The 16,238-nt window shown below is 70.2% G+C and carries 12 protein-coding genes and 1 pseudogene; 6 read left to right on the forward strand and 7 right to left on the reverse strand.

The window, feature by feature from the left end; all coding sequences use genetic code 11:
• Positions 1-67: 67 nt before the first annotated feature.
• The 4 genes from IF55_RS37665 to IF55_RS26535 form a co-directional block, all read right to left on the reverse strand.
• The gene (locus IF55_RS37665; RefSeq protein ID WP_078645240.1) at positions 68-274 is read right to left on the reverse strand and encodes a DUF397 domain-containing protein; all 207 of its coding nucleotides are present in this window, start codon (positions 272-274) and stop codon (positions 68-70) included.
• Positions 275-313: 39 nt separating this feature from the next.
• Complete coding sequence (locus IF55_RS26520) at positions 314-532, reverse strand: DUF397 domain-containing protein (RefSeq protein WP_030887362.1); 219 nt, start codon at positions 530-532, stop codon at positions 314-316.
• A complete protein-coding gene (locus IF55_RS26525; RefSeq protein ID WP_030887365.1) occupies positions 522-1,340 on the reverse strand; it encodes a helix-turn-helix domain-containing protein in 819 nt (272 codons plus the stop codon). Before IF55_RS26525 ends, IF55_RS26520 begins: the two co-directional genes overlap by 11 nt.
• Positions 1,341-2,308: 968 nt before the next feature.
• On the reverse strand, positions 2,309-3,712 hold the full coding sequence (locus IF55_RS26535) for an MDR family MFS transporter (RefSeq protein WP_048832503.1): 1,404 nt from the start codon (positions 3,710-3,712) through the stop codon (positions 2,309-2,311).
• Between the two features lie 280 nt (positions 3,713-3,992).
• Here IF55_RS26535 and IF55_RS26540 point away from each other — a divergent pair, with 280 nt between their 5' ends.
• Positions 3,993-4,637: a TetR/AcrR family transcriptional regulator gene (locus tag IF55_RS26540; protein WP_051776205.1), complete on the forward strand. Its 645-nt coding sequence runs from the start codon at positions 3,993-3,995 to the stop codon at positions 4,635-4,637.
• Positions 4,638-4,829: 192 nt separating this feature from the next.
• Here IF55_RS26540 and IF55_RS26545 read toward each other — a convergent pair whose 3' ends face one another.
• Both IF55_RS26545 and IF55_RS26550 read right to left on the reverse strand, forming a co-directional pair.
• Positions 4,830-6,227: a GntP family permease gene (locus IF55_RS26545; RefSeq protein ID WP_030887375.1), complete on the reverse strand. Its 1,398-nt coding sequence runs from the start codon at positions 6,225-6,227 to the stop codon at positions 4,830-4,832.
• 108 nt (positions 6,228-6,335) lie between these two features.
• Positions 6,336-6,851, reverse strand: coding sequence for a gluconokinase (locus tag IF55_RS26550; protein ID WP_030887379.1), 516 nt, complete (start codon positions 6,849-6,851; stop codon positions 6,336-6,338).
• Between the two features lie 270 nt (positions 6,852-7,121).
• Between IF55_RS26550 and IF55_RS26555 the strand changes: the two genes are divergently transcribed.
• Positions 7,122-7,847, forward strand: coding sequence for a FadR/GntR family transcriptional regulator (locus IF55_RS26555; protein ID WP_030887382.1), 726 nt, complete (start codon positions 7,122-7,124; stop codon positions 7,845-7,847).
• A 51-nt stretch (positions 7,848-7,898) separates the two neighbouring features.
• Here IF55_RS26555 and IF55_RS26560 read toward each other — a convergent pair.
• Positions 7,899-9,568, reverse strand: a pseudogene (locus IF55_RS26560) (amidase).
• A gap of 181 nt (positions 9,569-9,749) precedes the next feature.
• Here IF55_RS26560 and IF55_RS26565 point away from each other — a divergent pair.
• The 4 genes from IF55_RS26565 to IF55_RS26580 all read left to right on the forward strand — a co-directional run bounded on the left by IF55_RS26565 (position 9,750) and on the right by IF55_RS26580 (position 16,234).
• On the forward strand, positions 9,750-9,941 hold the full coding sequence (locus tag IF55_RS26565; RefSeq protein ID WP_037966258.1) for an SCO1431 family membrane protein: 192 nt from the start codon (positions 9,750-9,752) through the stop codon (positions 9,939-9,941).
• 232 nt (positions 9,942-10,173) lie between these two features.
• The gene (locus IF55_RS26570; protein ID WP_398243360.1) at positions 10,174-10,716 is read left to right on the forward strand and encodes a hypothetical protein; all 543 of its coding nucleotides are present in this window, start codon (positions 10,174-10,176) and stop codon (positions 10,714-10,716) included.
• Complete coding sequence (locus IF55_RS26575) at positions 10,713-11,294, forward strand: hypothetical protein (RefSeq protein WP_051776206.1); 582 nt, start codon at positions 10,713-10,715, stop codon at positions 11,292-11,294. The genes IF55_RS26570 and IF55_RS26575 overlap by 4 nt, the downstream gene beginning before the upstream one ends.
• Positions 11,294-16,234 (forward strand): putative T7SS-secreted protein, encoded by a 4,941-nt coding sequence (locus tag IF55_RS26580; RefSeq protein ID WP_030887394.1) that lies wholly within the window; start codon positions 11,294-11,296, stop codon positions 16,232-16,234. Before IF55_RS26575 ends, IF55_RS26580 begins: the two co-directional genes overlap by 1 nt.
• Positions 16,235-16,238: the final 4 nt, after the last annotated feature.

Consider the following 16,238-nt stretch of genomic DNA (forward strand, 5'->3'; position numbering starts at 1 on the left):
TCACCGTACTGAGATCGCCTACGGTCAGGCCGACCGAACCCTCCGCAGACCTGACGAAGACCTGCCCTCAGGCTTCACAGCCAGCGGCGAACGCGACGAACGACGCCCACGCCACGCGGCTGCACACAATCGCGGGCCCCTGCGGGTCCTTGCTGTCACGCACGGGCACACCGCGGATACCTCCGCCTCGGCCCACCTCGACGCAATTGCCGCCGTTGCTCCCGCTGTAGCTGCTCTTGACCCACGTCACCACACCGAGATCGTCTGCAGTCATGCTGACCGAACCCTCCGGAGACTTGACGAAGACCTACCTTCAGGCTTCACAGCCAGCGGCGAACGCGACGAACGACGCCCACGCCACGCGGCCGCACACAATCGCGGGCCCCTGCGGGTCCTTGCTGTCACGCACGGGGACGCCGGTTACGTAGCCGTCTATCACCTCAAGGCAACTTCCGTTGCTGCCTCCGCTGTAGCTGGACTTTCGCCAGCCCTCCAAGGAGGACGCGTCGGGTATGACACGCTCACTGATCATGCCTGTATTCCTCTGCTGTCGCCCTGATCAGGGCAAGTGAATCCGCCTGGGACAACGCTTCGCTGATAGCGAGATCGTATGCCGATCGGCACTTGAACACGAGCGCCGGGTCGTCCATCGATGTTCCCGTGAGCACGCCTTCCACGTAGGCGACCGGAGCTGTGTCGGCGAAGGCCATCAGGGAGAGCATGCTCTCCATCAGAGCATGCGCCCCGACGGCGAAGGGGATCACATGCAGGCGGAGACGACCGTTGTCCGCCATGTCGGCTAGCCGCCCGAGTTGTGCGGCCATGACCGCCGGGCCGCCGACAGGCCGCCGGAGCACCGCCTCGTCGAGCAGCGTCCACATTACGGGGGAAGTGGGGTTATCAAGGATTCGAGAGCGCTCTGTTCGATTGATAACGCGCTTGTCAAGCTCGTCGGCAACGTAGTTCGGGCTGAACGCGGTGAATACCGCACGCGCGTACGCCTCCGTCTGCAGAAGGCCGGGGATCAGCGTCGCCGCATGCTCACGGATTTCAATAGCTTGGCCCTCCAGTTCTGCCGCTACAGCGAAATGGTCGGCGTACCGCGCCTCCAGGTCCTCCAGCCACCGACTGAACCAGCCGTTGGTCTTGAGCACTTGGTCCAGACGCTGTGCGTCCTCGGGGGACGGCAAGCGCCGTCCAGCCTCAATGTGACTGATCAACGACGGCGAGCACACGACCACTTCGCTCAGCTCTTCCTGCGTCAGGTCGGACTCCTGCCGACGCAGCCGCAACTCCTGGCCGTACTTCTGCCGTGAAGTCAGTGACTTCCGTACCGTCATCACGCACAACTCCCGGACTTGAAACCAGCGTTGTCAAGCTGCTCCTACTGGCGAGCGTACTCATTTCACCTCCACAGTGAGTCGAGAACAGCGACTCCCGAGCGGGAGCGAACGTGTGTACGCAGATCTGCCGTAACACGCACGGTACAGATTGGGGCGGTTACCAAATGAAGAGCACAGCACGGGCCGAACTCTCACGGCTCATCGTGGAACGCGGGAGAGATGGTTCGGTCCTGGTGCCGAAATTTCCGGAAGGGCCCGACGGCGGGGATAGGCGACGCAATACGGGGCCGGCGGGTTCGTCGCCGGCGGGCGTTCCCTTCTACGAGGCGTTCGCGCTTCCTCACGCCCCTGACCTGTGGCCCGAGTACGGAGTCGTGTGCGTCTCCGGTCGGGTGGAGGGGGAGGGGGAAGAGAAGGAGCAGTGCGGCGAGGGGCTGCCGTCCGCGACGCGGGCGGGGTGGGTCGATGAGTGGATGCGTAGGCACTCGTACGAGACCGGTCACGCGCATTTCCGCCGGACCGTCGTCGATTACGCGACGTTGGAGCCTTCGGCTGAGTTCACGGTCACGGTGCGCCCCGGCGAAAAGCCATCGCCCGGCGCCGCGGCCTCGGCCCGGGACGACCGTAGGTGAAGCGCGCGTACAGAGGAGAAGTACTCGCCGTGCTATTCACGCTCACGGCGTCGATGGCCGTGGGCCTCACCGTCTCCCTCGCGTTCACTCACCGCCTACAGAATCCCGTGCCCCCTTTCGCCGCCGTCGGCGGGGGCACGATTCCTCCCCGAACTCATTCTGGGGGCGGGGATTTCGCGCCGCGCGTCGCTTTCGACGGCGAGGCGGCGAGGCTGCGAGGCTGCGAGGGACTGAAGCATCGCGGGAAGGCGCGGCCCCCCGACCCCCCCGGCCCTGCCGCCCCACCAGCCCCACCGCACGCGGTGTCACTGCGCGTTGACACCGCACGCGGTGTCAACGCGCGGTCGGCACTTGACCGGTAGCCGGTTCCGTGGGGGCCGGCTTGGGGGGTCCGGCTTTGCGGAGGGGGACCTCGATGATGAAGAACGCGGCGACGCAGGCCGCGGCGGACAGTACGGCGGCGAGTATGAAGACGGACCGGGTGCCGTCGACGAAGCCTGCGATGTGGCCGGTGTGGCTGTTCAGGGCGCGGTTGAACAGGGTGCTGAAGACGGCGACGCTGAGCGAACCGCCCATGGAGCGGAAGAGGGTGAGGGAACTGCTGGCGGCGCCGAGGTCGCGCATCTCCACGGAGTTCTGCGCGATGGTGCCGGCCATCTGCATGCACAGGCCCAGGCCCGCGCCGAGGAACACCATGTAGCAACCGGTCAGTAGACGCGGGGTGTCGGCGTTCATCGTGGCGAGCAGGCCCAGACCTACGGTCATCAGCGCCGTGCCGGCGATGGGGAAGGCCCGGTAGCGGCCGGTGGCGGACATGACCTTGCCCGCGACCGTGGAGACGACGAGTACGGGGAGCATCATCGGCAGCATCAGCAGGCCGGAGTTGGCGGCCGAAGCCCCCTGCACCGTCTGCTGGAACAGCGGCAGGTACAGCCCCGCGCCGAGGGTGATCGCGCCGACGACGAAGAGAATCCCTATCGACAGGGGGAAGTTGCGGTGCCCGGCGAAGATCCGTAGCGGCAGCAGGGGCTCGGGGACCCGGCGCTGGACCGCGACGAACCCGGCCAGGGACACCACCGCGGCCACGCCGAGCGCGGCGATCTGCCAACTCCCCCAGGCGTAGCGGCCCCCGCCCCACGTGGCCACCAGGACGAGCGCGGAGATGGCGGCGCCGAGCAGGCCGATGCCGGCCCAGTCGATCCGCGCCTTGCCGCGCTGGGCGGGCAGCCGCAGCAGTACGGAGATCCACACCACGGTGATCAGCCCGAGGGGGAGGTTGATCCAGAAGGCCCAGCGCCAACTGAGGTGGTCGGTGATGAAGCCGCCCAGCAGCGGTCCGCCGATGGTGCCGATGGCCGTGACCGACGCGGTCAGGCCCTGGTACTTGCCCCGTTCGCGCGGCGGTACGAGAGAAGCGATCAAGGCGAACGCTCCCGCGCCGATGCCTCCCGCTCCGGCGCCCTGGAGCGCGCGGGCCGCGATCAGCATGCCCATCGAGGCGGCGGCGCCGCACAGCGCGGAGCCGGCGATGAAGAGCACGATCGAGGCCAGATAGATCCGCTTACGGCCGAAGAGGTCGCCGAACTTGCCCCACACGGGCGTGGTCACCGCGGTGACCAGCGCGTAGATCGTGACGACCCAGGACAGGGAACCCATGCCTCCCAAGTCGCCGACGATCGTCGGCATCGCCGTGCCGACGACCATGTTGTCCAACATCGCGAGCAGCATGGCGAGCATGACGCCGAGCAGCACCCAGCGGACATCGCGCGCGGCGGCGGGCGTCCCAGGCACGGGCCCGGATGGGGATGGGGATGGGGGTACGGATGGGGAGGGGGATGGGGGTGTGGATGGGGGTGGGGTGGTCATGACCGCCTCCTCAGGGCAGCGCGCGGCACCCGCCGCGCGGGACATCCGGCAAGGAGCAGCCGGAGCGGTTCGGTCGCCACCATACGAGAAAGTTTTAGTGACACCAACTTTTGAGTGCCACCAAGTTTTGTGTGGCGCTACGATTTGCTTCATGGGACTTCGCGAGACCAAGAAGCAGCAGACGCGGCAGGCGTTGGCGGACGCCGCGCTACCGCTCTTCCTGGAGCACGGCTTCGACCAGGTGACCGTGGCCGACGTGGCACGCCACGTCGGCGTCTCCGGGCAGACGGTCTTCAACTACTTCCCCGCCAAGGAAGACCTGTTCTTCGACCGGCAAGCCGAGGTCGAAGACGAACTCGCCCGCCTGGTCCGCGAACGGGAACCGGGCACCTGCCCCGTCGAGGCCGTCCGCGACTACCTCCTGGAAGCCCTCAAGCACCACCTGCTGCCGTTCCCCACCGCCGCGGAAGGGTTGCGCTTCCACCAGGTCATCGCGGACAGCCCGGCCCTGCTCGCCCGGGAACGCGAGATCCGCGAGCGCGCGGAAGCGGCCCTGGCCGCCGAACTGGAGGCAGAGGGCGACTTCCCCGCGCCCGCCCTCCTGGCCGGCGCCATCGCCGGACTCCACCGCGCAGTCCTACGTCAAGCGCGCCAGCGCCTCATGGCCGGAGAGCCCGGCCAGGCCGAAGACATCGCCGGCCTCGAAGAGTCCGGCGAGGCCGAGCCCCCTCGGAACATCGCGGAAGACACCCGCACCGCCTTCGACGCCCTATGTCACGGCTTCCACGGACGCTGACCGTGGCGGGGGGTGGGCAGGGCGCCGAGGGCGGGGGGCGTTCGTCGGGCCGTACGCACGCCCGTACGCCCTCGTACGCCCGCAGGGCCCCCGCGCCCGCACGCCCTCCTACGCCCGCAGGGCCCCCGCCGCCCGTACAGCCCGTACAGCCCGTACGGCCTCAACGCGCCCCGTACGTACGCCCGTAACCCCCTACAACACCAGCGACAGCAGCAGCACGAACACGATGCCCACCACCGAGATGATGGTCTCCATCAGGGACCACGTCTTGACGGTCTGGCCGACGTTCATGCCGAAGTACTCCTTCACCATCCAGAAGCCGGCGTCGTTGACGTGGCTGAAGAAGAGGGAGCCGGTGCCGACGGCGAGGACGAGGAGGGCGGTGTGGGTGGTGGACATGTCGGCGGCGAGGGGGGCGACGAGGCCGGCGGCCGAGATGGTGGCGACGGTGGCGGAGCCGGTGGCGAGGCGGATGGCCACGGCGATGAGCCAGGCGAGGAGGAGGGCGGAGATGTTCCAGTCCTTGGAGATGTCCAGGATCATCTGGCCGACGCCCACGTCGATCAGCGTCTGCTTGAAGCCGCCGCCCGCGCCGACGATGAGGAGGATGCCCGCGATGGGCGCGAGGGACTTCTCGACCGTGGTCGCGATGCGGTCGCGGCCGAAGCCCGCCGCGCGGCCGAGGGTGAACATGCCGACGACGACGGCGGCGAGCAGCGCGATCAGCGGGGAGCCGACGACGTCGGTGACGCGCTGGAGGTGGTTCGACGAGTCGTCCACGACGATGTCGACGAGGGCCTTGGCCAGCATCAGTACGACCGGGAGCAGGACGGTCGCGACCGTGGCCCCGAAGCTCGGGCGGCGGTCCAGGTTCTCGGAGGCGCGCTGCGGGGTCAGCCCCTCGGGCGGGGTGATGTCGACCCAGCGGGCGGCGTAGCGGGCGAAGACCGGCCCCGCGATGATCGCCGTCGGGATGGCGATGAGGACGCCCAGGGCCAGCGTCACGCCGAGGTTGGCGTCGATCGCGTCGATGGCCGCGAGCGGGCCGGGGTGCGGCGGGATGAAGCCGTGCATGACGGACAGGCCCGCGAGGGCCGGGATGCCGATGCGCATCAGCGAGTAGTTGCCGCGCTTGGCGACCAGCAGCACGACCGGGATCAGCAGCACGATGCCGACCTCGAAGAAGAGCGGCAGCCCGATCACGCCCGCGATCAGCACCATCGCCCAGGGCAGCGCGCGCCCGCTCGACTTGGCGAGGATCGTGTCGACGATCTGGTCCGCGCCACCGGAGTCCGCGAGCAGTTTGCCCAGGATCGCGCCGAGCGCGATGAGGACGCCCGTACCCGCGACCGTGGATCCGATGCCCTTCGTGAACCCGTCGATCGCCTTGTCCAGCGGCGCGCCCGCCACCGCCCCCAGCACCAGCGAGCCGATGGTCAGGGAGAGGAAGGCGTGCAGCTTGAACTTGGTGATCAGCAGGACGATGGCGGCGATTCCGGCCAGTACGGCGATGCCGAGCTGCGCGTGGCCTGCCGAGGTGATCGGCGCCGCTGCGTCCGCTGCCAGCATCTCGACGCTGAGATGAGTCACGGCGGGTTCCCGTTCCTTACGTGGAAGTGTTTTTACGTGGGGAAAGTTCTTTGCGGTGGGGCGGTGGGGCAGTGGGGCAGTTCTCCAGGTGTCCGGGCCCCGTATCGCCTACGTGTCCAGGCCCCGCAGCGCGGTCACCGCCCGTTCGGCGATCTCTTCCGGGGTGCCGGCCACATCCACCGCCACACCCGCCTCATCCGCACCGAGCGGTTGCAGCGTGGCGAACTGCGAGTCCAGCAGGGCCGTCGGCATGAAGTGCCCCTTGCGCTCCGCCATCCGGCTCTCGATCAGCTCGCGGTCGCCCGTGAGGTGGAGGAAGACGACGTCTGGGGCGGCGGCGCGGAGCCGGTCGCGGTACGCGCGCTTGAGCGCGGAGCTGCTGACCACGCCGCCCAGCCCCGCGCGGCGGTGCGCCCACGCGCCGATCGCGTCGAGCCAGGGCCAGCGGTCGTCGTCGTCCAGCGGGGTGCCGGCCGACATCTTGGCGATGTTGGCCGGCGGGTGGAAGTCGTCGCCTTCGGCGTAGGGCACCCCGAGCGCGTCCGCCACCAGGGGGCCGATCGTGGTCTTGCCGGTGCCGGCCACTCCCATCACGACGACCACGTGGGGGGTGCGGGTGCTCATGGGGGCCTCACTGTCCGCTGCGCGCGCCGCCCTCATCGACAGCCGCCAGGTGTCTTCGTTGACATCCGTACGTCGGTACGTCGCTACGTCGGTACGCCGGGTACGCCGGGTACGCCGGGTACGCCGGTACATCAGTACGTCGCTTCACTGAAACCCATACGTACGACGTATTCAAGAGCATGTGACGCAAACGTCATACTTAATGCGACCCCACCGAGGCCCGCGTACTGCACACCCGGCCCGGCGCCGACCGGCCCGTACGCTGAGCACATGGACACACAGGGGGCACCAGCAGGCCCGCAGGGGGCTCGCGGGCTGCACGAACGCGTGCTCTCCAGCCTCGGCCCCGCGATCACCGCGGGCGAGTACCCGCCCGGCACGATCCTGCGCACGGACGAGCTGGAGCGGCGCTTCGACGTCTCCCGCACCGTCATACGGGAGGCGATCCGCGTTCTGGAGTCCATGCATCTGGTCGCCTCGCGCCGCCGGGTCGGCGTGACCGTACGCCCCACCGAGGAGTGGAACGTCTACGACCCGCAGGTCATCCGCTGGCGGCTGGCCGGCGCCGACCGGCCGCGGCAGCTCCGCTCACTGACGGTGCTGCGCTCCGCCGTGGAACCCGCCGCGGCCGGCCTCGCCGCCGCCCTCGCCACCCCGGAGCAGTGCGCCGCCCTCACGCGGCACGCGCTGGGCATGGTGGAGACCTCGCGCGGCCAGCAGCTCGACAGCTATCTCGTGCACGACACCGCGTTCCACCGGGTGATCCTCAACGCCTCCGGCAACGAGATGTTCGCCCGCCTCGGCGACGTCGTCGCCGAAGTCCTCACCGGCCGCACCCACCACCACGTCATGTTCACCGACCCGGACCCGGCCGCCGTCACCCTCCACGTACGCGTCGCCGAGGCCGTACGGGAACGGGACGCCGCCCGCGCGGAGGAACTGACGCGGGAGATCACGGTGGGGGCCATGGCCGAACTGGACGTGCTGGCTCCGTAGCCGGACACGAGGGTTCGACGCCAGGGGCTGGCCAGGGGCTGCTCGGCTGCTTCAGCTCCCGCACCCCGGCGGCCACCGCTCGTACCACCGCTGGTCCGCCTCCAGTTGGGCGGCGAGCGAGATGAGCAGCGGCTCGCTGCCGGCCGGGCCGAGGAACTGCGCGCCGACCGGCAGCTCCGGCCCGGCCCCCTCCGCTGCCCGCCCCTCTCCTGCCGAATCGGCCGGCGGCCCCTGCCGGATCAGCCTGCCCTGCCTGATCGGCCCGCCCGGCCTGATCGGCCTCTCCCGCCCCCAGGCCCCCCTCCGCACGTACGAACCCGGCGGGGACACTCACGCCGGGCCAGCCCAGTACGTTCCACGGCCAGTTGTACGGGCACGCCGTGATCATCGCCTCGTCCGTACGCCAGCTACCGAGCCCGGCGAGGGCCCCGACGCGCGGCGGCGGTATGGCCGTAGTCGGCGTCAGTGCGCCGACCACGGCCGTACCGCCGGAAGATCTCACCGACCCTGCGCCGCAGCGGACCCTCCGCCGCCCGCGCCAGCCGCTGCACCCCGCCGCCGAGGAAGCGGCCGTTACGGGCGTTGGCGCGCGTACGCGGGTCCAGCAGCCGCGCCTGCGGCACGCGCCCGACCCACTCCCGTACGCCCGCGGTCGAGCGCGGCACGAAGGTCAGCCCGATCGGCCCGTACCGCGGGTCCTCCTCCGCCACCTCGTGGCCCAGCGCCGCCAGCCGCTCGGCGATCGCCAGCACTCGCGCTCGTACGGCCGGGTCGAGGCGGTGGCGTACGGCGGCGAAGGCGGGACGGAAGGAGAGGGCGATCCGCAGCCGCCCCGGATCGCGCGTGGCCGCCGAGCGGACATCGACGGCGGGCGGAACGTGCAGGTCGCCGGGGTGCCGGCCGCTCGCGACGTGCAGGAGGAGGGCGGCGTCGGCGACTGTACGGGCCAGCGGGCCGAAGCAGGTGATGCCGCGGAACGACTCGGCTTCCGGCCAGGTCGAGATCCGGCCGCGCTGCGGTTTGACGCCGACCAGGTTGGTCCAGCCCGCCGGGATGCGGACCGAGCCCGCGCCGTCCGAGCCGAGCGCCACGGGCACGATCCCGGCCGCGACGGCCGCCGCCGCGCCCCCGGACGAGCCGCCGGGCGTGTGCTCGGCGCTCCAGGGGTTGCGGGTCTCGCCGAAGGCGGTGCCCTCGGTGTACGGCCACTGCCCCAGCTCGGGGGTGTTCGTCTTCCCGACGATCACGGCCCCGGCCGCCCGCAGCCGCCGTACGGCCTCGCTGTCCGCGGACTTCGGCGGGAAGTCCCCCGGGCAGCCGAAGGCCGTCGGCTCCCCCGCCACATCCATATCGTCCTTCACCGCGACCACCACGCCCAGCAGCGGCGACAGCTCCCCCGCGGCCAGCCGCCGGTCCGCGTCCCGCGCCTCCGCGAGGGCGGCCTCGGCCCGTACGAGCCGGAAGGCGTTGATCGTCGGCTGGGTACGGGCGATGTCCGCGAGGGCCCGTTCCGCCAGCGCCTCCGCGGTCACCTCGCCGCCGGCGAGGGCTTGAACCTGACCGGCGAGCGTACGAGCGTGATCGATCGAGGTACGGGCATGATCGACCGCCTCGACGGGGGCCGACGTACGGGCGCGATCGGCCGCCTCAGCGGGGGCCGGCGTACGGGCGCGATCGGCCGGCCCGCGCGGTATGAAGCCGGTCACGGTACTCCCTCTCATGCCGGGTGCCGCTCGGACGAACGCACCGTAACCGTCCGGGAGTTCGCCGCGCATCGGCATTTGTCCAGCCCACGTGGCCTGAATCACCCCCTCTTTACCACCACATCGGGGCCGCCGCACTGTGAAGGGACGGGAGGGACGAAAGGGACGAGAGCGGGCGGAGAGGGCGGAGGTAGTGGGTATGACGGAGATGGCGGGAATGGCGAAGGCGAAGGCGGCGGGTATGGCGGCGGCAGTGGGAATGGCGGAGACCGCGGCGAGCCGGGCCGGTACCGGCGGCCCTTCCGACAAGAACAAGATCGTCGAGCAGATCGTCGGCTGGTCGCTGGTCGTGGCGCTGGCGATGCTGGTGACACAGCTCGGGCTGGCGTGACCGCCGGATAGCGACCCGAACAGCACCCCTCAGCCTGGGCGGCGCCCCGGGAGGTGCCCTGTGAAGCGGCGGCCGGCCGCAGGCCGAATCCGGAGGGCGGGGGCCTGTTTCCGGACCCGGACCCCCGTTGTCAGTGGGGCTTTGTACTCTGCTGTTCACAAGGGGGGTGGTTGCGGTGTCGCTGACGGACGAGGTCGCCGCGGTTCACGCGGAGCGGGGCCGACCGGCCGCGATGGTCGGAGAGCTGCGGCGTACAGCGGTGCTGGTGCCAACGGTGCCGGCGGAACCGGGCATGTCGGGCGCGTCAGGCGGCCCTGATGCGCCTGGCGAGGACGGGCTGCTGTCGGTGGACTTCGGGGGAATCCGCTGGATCTGCGCGTTCACGGACGAGGCCGCGCTGGCCCGATTCGCGGCCACTCGCGGGGGCAACGGATCGGGCGCGGGCAACGCATCGGGCGGGACTGACGCATCGAGCACGGACTGGGAGTACCGGACCGTGCTCGGCGCCCGGCTGCTGGATGTCGTCGTGCCTGCCGTCGGCGTCCCGGCGGGAGTGGCGCTGGACGTCGGCAGCGAGCACCCGATGATGTTCCCGCCGGTCGTCGGCATCGTGCCGGACGCCGTCGCGGTCGACGCCCCGGAGAACTGGCGGCCGGCGGCCCCGGAGGCCCCGAGAAGCGCGGAGGGTCCGGGAGGCACGGCAGGCCCGCAAGGCCCGAATGGCACAGACGGCCCGGCAGGCCCGGAGAACTACTCCCCCGAGGCCCCGCGGTGAGCGGCGGGGGCGGGGGCGGTCTCAAGGCCGGCAAGGAAGCGCTGGACAACATCACCAAGGGCCTGGACGGGGCCATCGGCGAGCTGAAGAAGATGGGTTCGCCGGGCGAGGCGGCGGTCGGGCGCGGGTTCTCCGAACTGGCCCTGAGCGGCCTGGAGGCCGGGCACGAGGACCTGACCTCGTCCTTCAAGTCGTTCTGCGACCGCTGGGAGTGGGGCGTACGGGCCCTGATTCGCGATGGCAACGAGTTCGCGCAACGGGTGGGCCTGGCCGCGGGCTACTACCACGAGACGGACGAGTACATCTCGAACACCCTCAAGGTCACGACCAACGCGGTCATGGGCAACCCGCATCTAACGGAGGAGCAGGTCGAGCAGCAGTCCTGGGGGGAGACGCTGTCCGACAACCCCTTCACGCAGGTGCGGGACGCCGACTACAGCGCGAAGTCCTTCCAGGACGCCGCCGAGAACACGAAGAAGACGTGGTCGCGGACGGCTGACGACGTCAAGTCGGGCTGGGGGCTCGGCCCCGTCGGTCCCGCCGCCCATATCGTGAGCAAGATCGAGGACTACGGCTGATGGGGGTCATGGACTGGATCGACAAGGGCGGCGACTGGGTCGAGAAGAAGGTCGAGCAGGGCAAGAAGCTCGTCGGCGAGGGCGTCGAGTACGCGACCCACAAGGTCAGCGACGGCCTTGACTACGTCGGTCTGCACGACTGGGCCGACTCGGTCGAGGACTGGGGCGACGAGACCGCCTCCGACCTCGGCGCGGAGGTCGACGAGAAGCAGCTCGGCCAGACCGAGGAGGCCGACGAGCTGATCCATGGCGACGTGAAGCGGATCGAGGCGGCGGCCGAGCACCTCAAGAAGTTCCACGCGGCGTTCGACTCCGTGCACGCGGAGCTGCTGAAGGTCGGCTCAGCGGAGTGGGAGGGCGAGGGCAAGGAGGCGTTCGCCAAGAAGTTCGCGGAGCACCCGAAGAAGTGGGCGCGGGCCGCCGACGCCTGCGAGGAGGCCGCGGGCGCGCTGACCGCGTACGGGCACACCGTCACCTGGGCGCAGAAGCAGGCCAAGGAGGCGGTCCGCCTCTACAAGAAGGGCAAGGCCGCGTCCAAGGAAGCCGTGGACGCGCACAACAAGAAGGTCGACGCCTACAACGCGAAGGTCGACAAGGGCGAGGACCCGGGGCCGAAGCCGGGCGAGTTCCACGACCCGGGGGTGGCGGACGGCAAGGAGGCGCAGCGGATACTCGCCGAGGCCCGAAAGCAGCGCAACACGGCGGCCGCCACCGCCAAGTCGAAGATCGACGCCGCGACGAAACTGGCCCCGGAGAAGCCGGAGTTCCACGACCGGATGGCCGGGGACGCGCTCGACGGGTTCGAGGGCGGCCAGGTCGAGCTGCTGCACTTCGCCGGCGGCGTCGTCCGCTCGGGCACGGACGTGCTGAAGTTCGCCCGCGGCCTCAATCCGACGGACCCGTACAACATCACGCACCCCGCGGCATACCTCGACAACGTCTCCAACACCGCCGCGGGCATCCTCTCCCTGGCCTCCCACCCGGAGCGCCTGCCCGGCGCCCTCCTCGGCACCGGCTGGGGGTCGGACCCCTCGGAGGCGGGCGGCCGGCTGTTCGGCAACATCATCATGGCCATCGGCACCGGCGGCGCCGGCACGGCGGCCAAGGCCACCGAGGGCGCGGTCCTCAACGCCACTAAGAAGGTCGCCCAGGAGGGCGCGGAAACCGGCGTCAAGCAGGCCGGCAAGAGCGCGGCCCGCCGCGAGGCCGAGCGCGGCCCCCACGAGGGCACCCGCCCCGACGGCACCAAGACCACGAAGGGCACCGACCCGGTCGACCTCGCCTCCGGCCGGATGTTCCTGCCGCAGGTCGACGTGGTGCTGCCGGGCACCCTGCCGCTGACGTTCGCGCGCAAGGCGCAGTCCGGGTACCGCGCCGGGCGGTGGCTGGGACCATCCTGGTCGAGCACCCTCGACCAGCGGCTGGAGATCGATGCCGAGGGCGTGGTCTTCGTCGGCGAGGACGGCATGGTCCTGACCTACCCTCACCCGGCCCCGGGCGTCCCGACACTGCCGGTGGAGGGGCCGCGGTGGCCGCTGGAGATTCCGGGGGACGGCGGTTACGCGATCCGGGACCCGGACGTGGGGCGGGTGTGGCACTTCGGGTCGTGCGGGGGCGGGGCCGCTGAGGGTTCGTACGACTCACGCGCGTACGGGAACGGGGCGGTGCCAGGCCCGTACGGCGACAACGGGACCGTCTCACGCCCGCACGCCGAGAACGGGATCGCTCCGCTGGAGCAGATATCCGACCGGGACGGTCACTGGATCGCGTTCGAGAGGGACGCGGACGGCGTGCCGACGGCGATCGTCCACGACAGCGGCTATCGCGTCCGCGTGACGACGGAGGTCTTGGACAGGGCCGCGGTCGGGGCCACGGACAGCGTCACGGGCGGGGGGCTGCGCGTCACGGCGCTGCATCTGGCGGGCGGCGGGCCGGAGGGCGCCGATGTGGAGCTGGTGCGGTACGGCTACACCGGGGGCGACCTGACGGAGGTCGTCAACTCCTCCGGGCTGCCGCTGCGGTTCGAGTACGACGAGCGCGGCCGTATCACGGCTTGGACGGACCGTAATGAGAGCCGGTACGAGTACACGTATGACGCGTGGGACCGGTGTGTCTTCGAGTCCGGGGCCGAGGGCCATATGCGGGCGACGCTGGAGTACGGACCGCGTGATCCGGACACGGGCCTGAGCGTCACGACGCTCACCAACTCTCTAGGCCACACCAGCCGTTATGTCATCAACCGGGCGCTTCAGGTCGTCACCGAGATCGATCCGACGGGTGCGGCGGTTCATTCGCGGTGGGACCGCTACGACCGGTTGTGCGCGCGTACGGACGCGCTCGGCCGCACCACGGAGTACCGCCGCGACGAGGCGGGGCGGTTGATCGCCCTCGTCCGGCCGGACGGGCGCGCGGCCACGGCCTCGTACGACGAGCTGGGCAAGCCGGTGACGATCACGGAGCCGGACGGCGCGACGTGGCACCAGACGTTCGACGGGGCGGGCAGACGTACGTCCGTCACCGACCCGGCCGGCGCGACGACCCGCTACACGTACGACGAGCTGGGCCATCCGGCCTCGGTGACGGACGCGTCGGGCGCCACGACCCGTATCCGTTGCGATGCGGCGGGGTTGCCGGTGGAGATCACCGACCCGCTGGGCGGCACGACGAGTTACCGGCGGGACGCCTTCGGCCGGATCACCGCCGTCATCGACCCGGTGGGCGCGACGACGCGCCTCGCCTGGTCGGTGGAGGGGAAGCTGGTGCGCCGCGTGGAGGCGGACGGGTCCGAGCAGTCCTGGACGTACGACGGCGAGGGCAACTGCACGGCGCACACCGACGCGCTCGGTGGCGTGACCCGCTCCGAGTACACGCACTTCGACCAGCTCAGCGCGCGCACGGGCCCGGACGGGGTGCGCCACGAGTTCCGACACAACACTCAGCTACAGCTCCAGGAGGTGATCAACCCGCAGGGACTGGCGTGGAGTTACGCGTACGACCCGGCGGGCCGACTCCTCTCGGAGACGGACTTCGACGGGCGCACGCTGACGTACACGCACGACGCGGCGGGCCGCCTCACGTCGCGTACGGACGCGCTGGGGCAGACCATCGGGTACGAGCACGACGTGCTCGACCGTCTCGTCGCGAAGGATGTGGCGGGCGAGGTCACGCGGTACCGGCATGACGCGGCGGGGCGACTGGTGGAGGCGGACGGTCCGGACGCGACGCTCGTGTTCGGCCGCGACCGGCTCGGCCGCGTCAAGTCGCAGACGTGCGACGGCCGAACCCTGACCTTCGCCTACGACGAGCTGGGCCGCCGTACGCGCCGGGTCACGCCGTCGGGCGCGGTGAGCACCTGGTCGTACGACGCGGCGGGCCGCCGTACGTCCGTATCCGCCTCCGGGCACGTCTTCGCGCTGGAACACGACGCGGCGGGCCGGGAGGTGGCGCGCCACTTCGGCGAGAGTCTGTCGCTGACGATGACGCAGGCGTGGGACCCGGCGGGCCGCCTGACGACGCAGACGCTGCGGCCGACGGACGGCTCCGCGGCTCCCCTCCAGTCCCGGGCGTACACCTACCGCCGGGACGGCAACCTGACCGGCGTCGACGACCTGCTGTCCGGCCCGCGTACGTACGGGCTCGACGTGACGGGCCGCGTCACGTCGGTGGACGCGGCGGACTGGACGGAGCGGTACGCCTACGACGCGACGGGCAACCAGTCGGAAGCCCACTGGCCTGCCGACCACCCGGGGGCGGAGGCGAGGGGCGCCCGCGCCTACACGGGCACGCGCGTCACACGGGCGGGCGGCGTCCGCTACGAGTACGACGCGCTGGGCCGCGTCGTACTCCGGCAGAAGACCCGCCTCTCCCGCAAGCCGGACACCTGGCGCTACGAGTGGGACCCGGAGGACCGCCTCACCTCCGTGACCACGCCGGATGGCACCCGCTGGCGCTACCGCTACGACCCGCTGGGCCGCCGCACGACAAAGCAGCGCCTGACGGACACGGGCGAGGTGGCGGAACAGACCGACTTCACCTGGGACGGACCCACCCTCACCGAACAGACCACGACCACAGCCGCCCATCCGAACGCGGTCACCCTCACCTGGGACCACAACGGCCTCCAGCCCATCGCCCAGACCGAACGCATCACGGCGGCCGAGGCGCCGCAGCGCGAAATCGATCAGCGCTTCTTCGCCATCATCACCGACCTGATAGGCACCCCCAGCGAACTCATAGCCGAATCCGGCGAAATATCCTGGCGCAAAAGATCCACCCTCTGGGGCTCCACCACCTGGCCGGTGACCAGCACCGCCTACACCCCCCTCCGCTTCCCCGGCCAATACTTCGACCCCGAAACCGGCCTCCACTACAATTACCACCGCCACTACGACCCAGAAACCGCCCGCTACACCACTCCGGACCCCCTGGGCCTGGCCCCGGCCCCGAACCCGGTCGCGTATGTCCATAATCCGCATACGTGGGCTGACCCGCTGGGGCTGTCGCCGTGCCCTACGGACGATCTCGAACGTCGCACGGAACCCGCCCACGGCACAGGCGCCGGAAATGAACACGCAACAAGCGTAACAAAACTCGGGAGGTCCGATAATTCCACCGTAATCACGGGGCATGGCTATTACGTTCGCGGGACTGGGGACTTCCAAGTGCCAGGCGGAACATGGATCAAGTTCTATACCGAAGACGGACTACGACTTAAAGATTCGATAGGATTGAAAGTCGAAACCGGAGGAAAGGTGCAGCCTGTTGAGACTTTCGGCCCTGGCAGCAGCGTCCCAAACTACACCGTAGGCCCGCCAGCCGATTTGAACATCAGCAGTCGATCGATTAGCGTGTCACAACCGACACTGCTCAGCGACATCATTCAGCCCAATATGGGTGCAACTCACGCAACAATTTGTCGCGAACATATCTCTCCGAGGTAGATCC

Origin of the sequence: Streptomyces varsoviensis (assembly GCF_000718635.1) — a bacterium.
In the GTDB taxonomy this organism is placed as follows: Bacteria; Actinomycetota; Actinomycetes; order Streptomycetales; family Streptomycetaceae; genus Streptomyces; species Streptomyces varsoviensis.

What these genes read in the sequence shown, in the direction of transcription:
- IF55_RS26570 (WP_398243360.1), top strand. Translation starts at nt 10,174, where the DNA reads ATGGTCGGAGAGCTGCGGCGTACAGCGGTGCTGGTGCCAACGGTGCCG.
- IF55_RS26525 (WP_030887365.1), bottom strand. Translation starts at nt 1,340, where the DNA reads ATGACGGTACGGAAGTCACTGACTTCACGGCAGAAGTACGGCCAGGAG.
- IF55_RS37665 (WP_078645240.1), bottom strand. Translation starts at nt 274, where the DNA reads ATGACTGCAGACGATCTCGGTGTGGTGACGTGGGTCAAGAGCAGCTAC.
- IF55_RS26580 (WP_030887394.1), top strand. Translation starts at nt 11,294, where the DNA reads ATGGGGGTCATGGACTGGATCGACAAGGGCGGCGACTGGGTCGAGAAG.
- IF55_RS26555 (WP_030887382.1), top strand. Translation starts at nt 7,122, where the DNA reads ATGGACACACAGGGGGCACCAGCAGGCCCGCAGGGGGCTCGCGGGCTG.
- IF55_RS26550 (WP_030887379.1), bottom strand. Translation starts at nt 6,851, where the DNA reads ATGAGCACCCGCACCCCCCACGTGGTCGTCGTGATGGGAGTGGCCGGC.
- IF55_RS26535 (WP_048832503.1), bottom strand. Translation starts at nt 3,712, where the DNA reads ATGCTCGCCATGCTGCTCGCGATGTTGGACAACATGGTCGTCGGCACG.
- IF55_RS26540 (WP_051776205.1), top strand. Translation starts at nt 3,993, where the DNA reads ATGGGACTTCGCGAGACCAAGAAGCAGCAGACGCGGCAGGCGTTGGCG.
- IF55_RS26565 (WP_037966258.1), top strand. Translation starts at nt 9,750, where the DNA reads ATGACGGAGATGGCGGGAATGGCGAAGGCGAAGGCGGCGGGTATGGCG.
- IF55_RS26520 (WP_030887362.1), bottom strand. Translation starts at nt 532, where the DNA reads ATGATCAGTGAGCGTGTCATACCCGACGCGTCCTCCTTGGAGGGCTGG.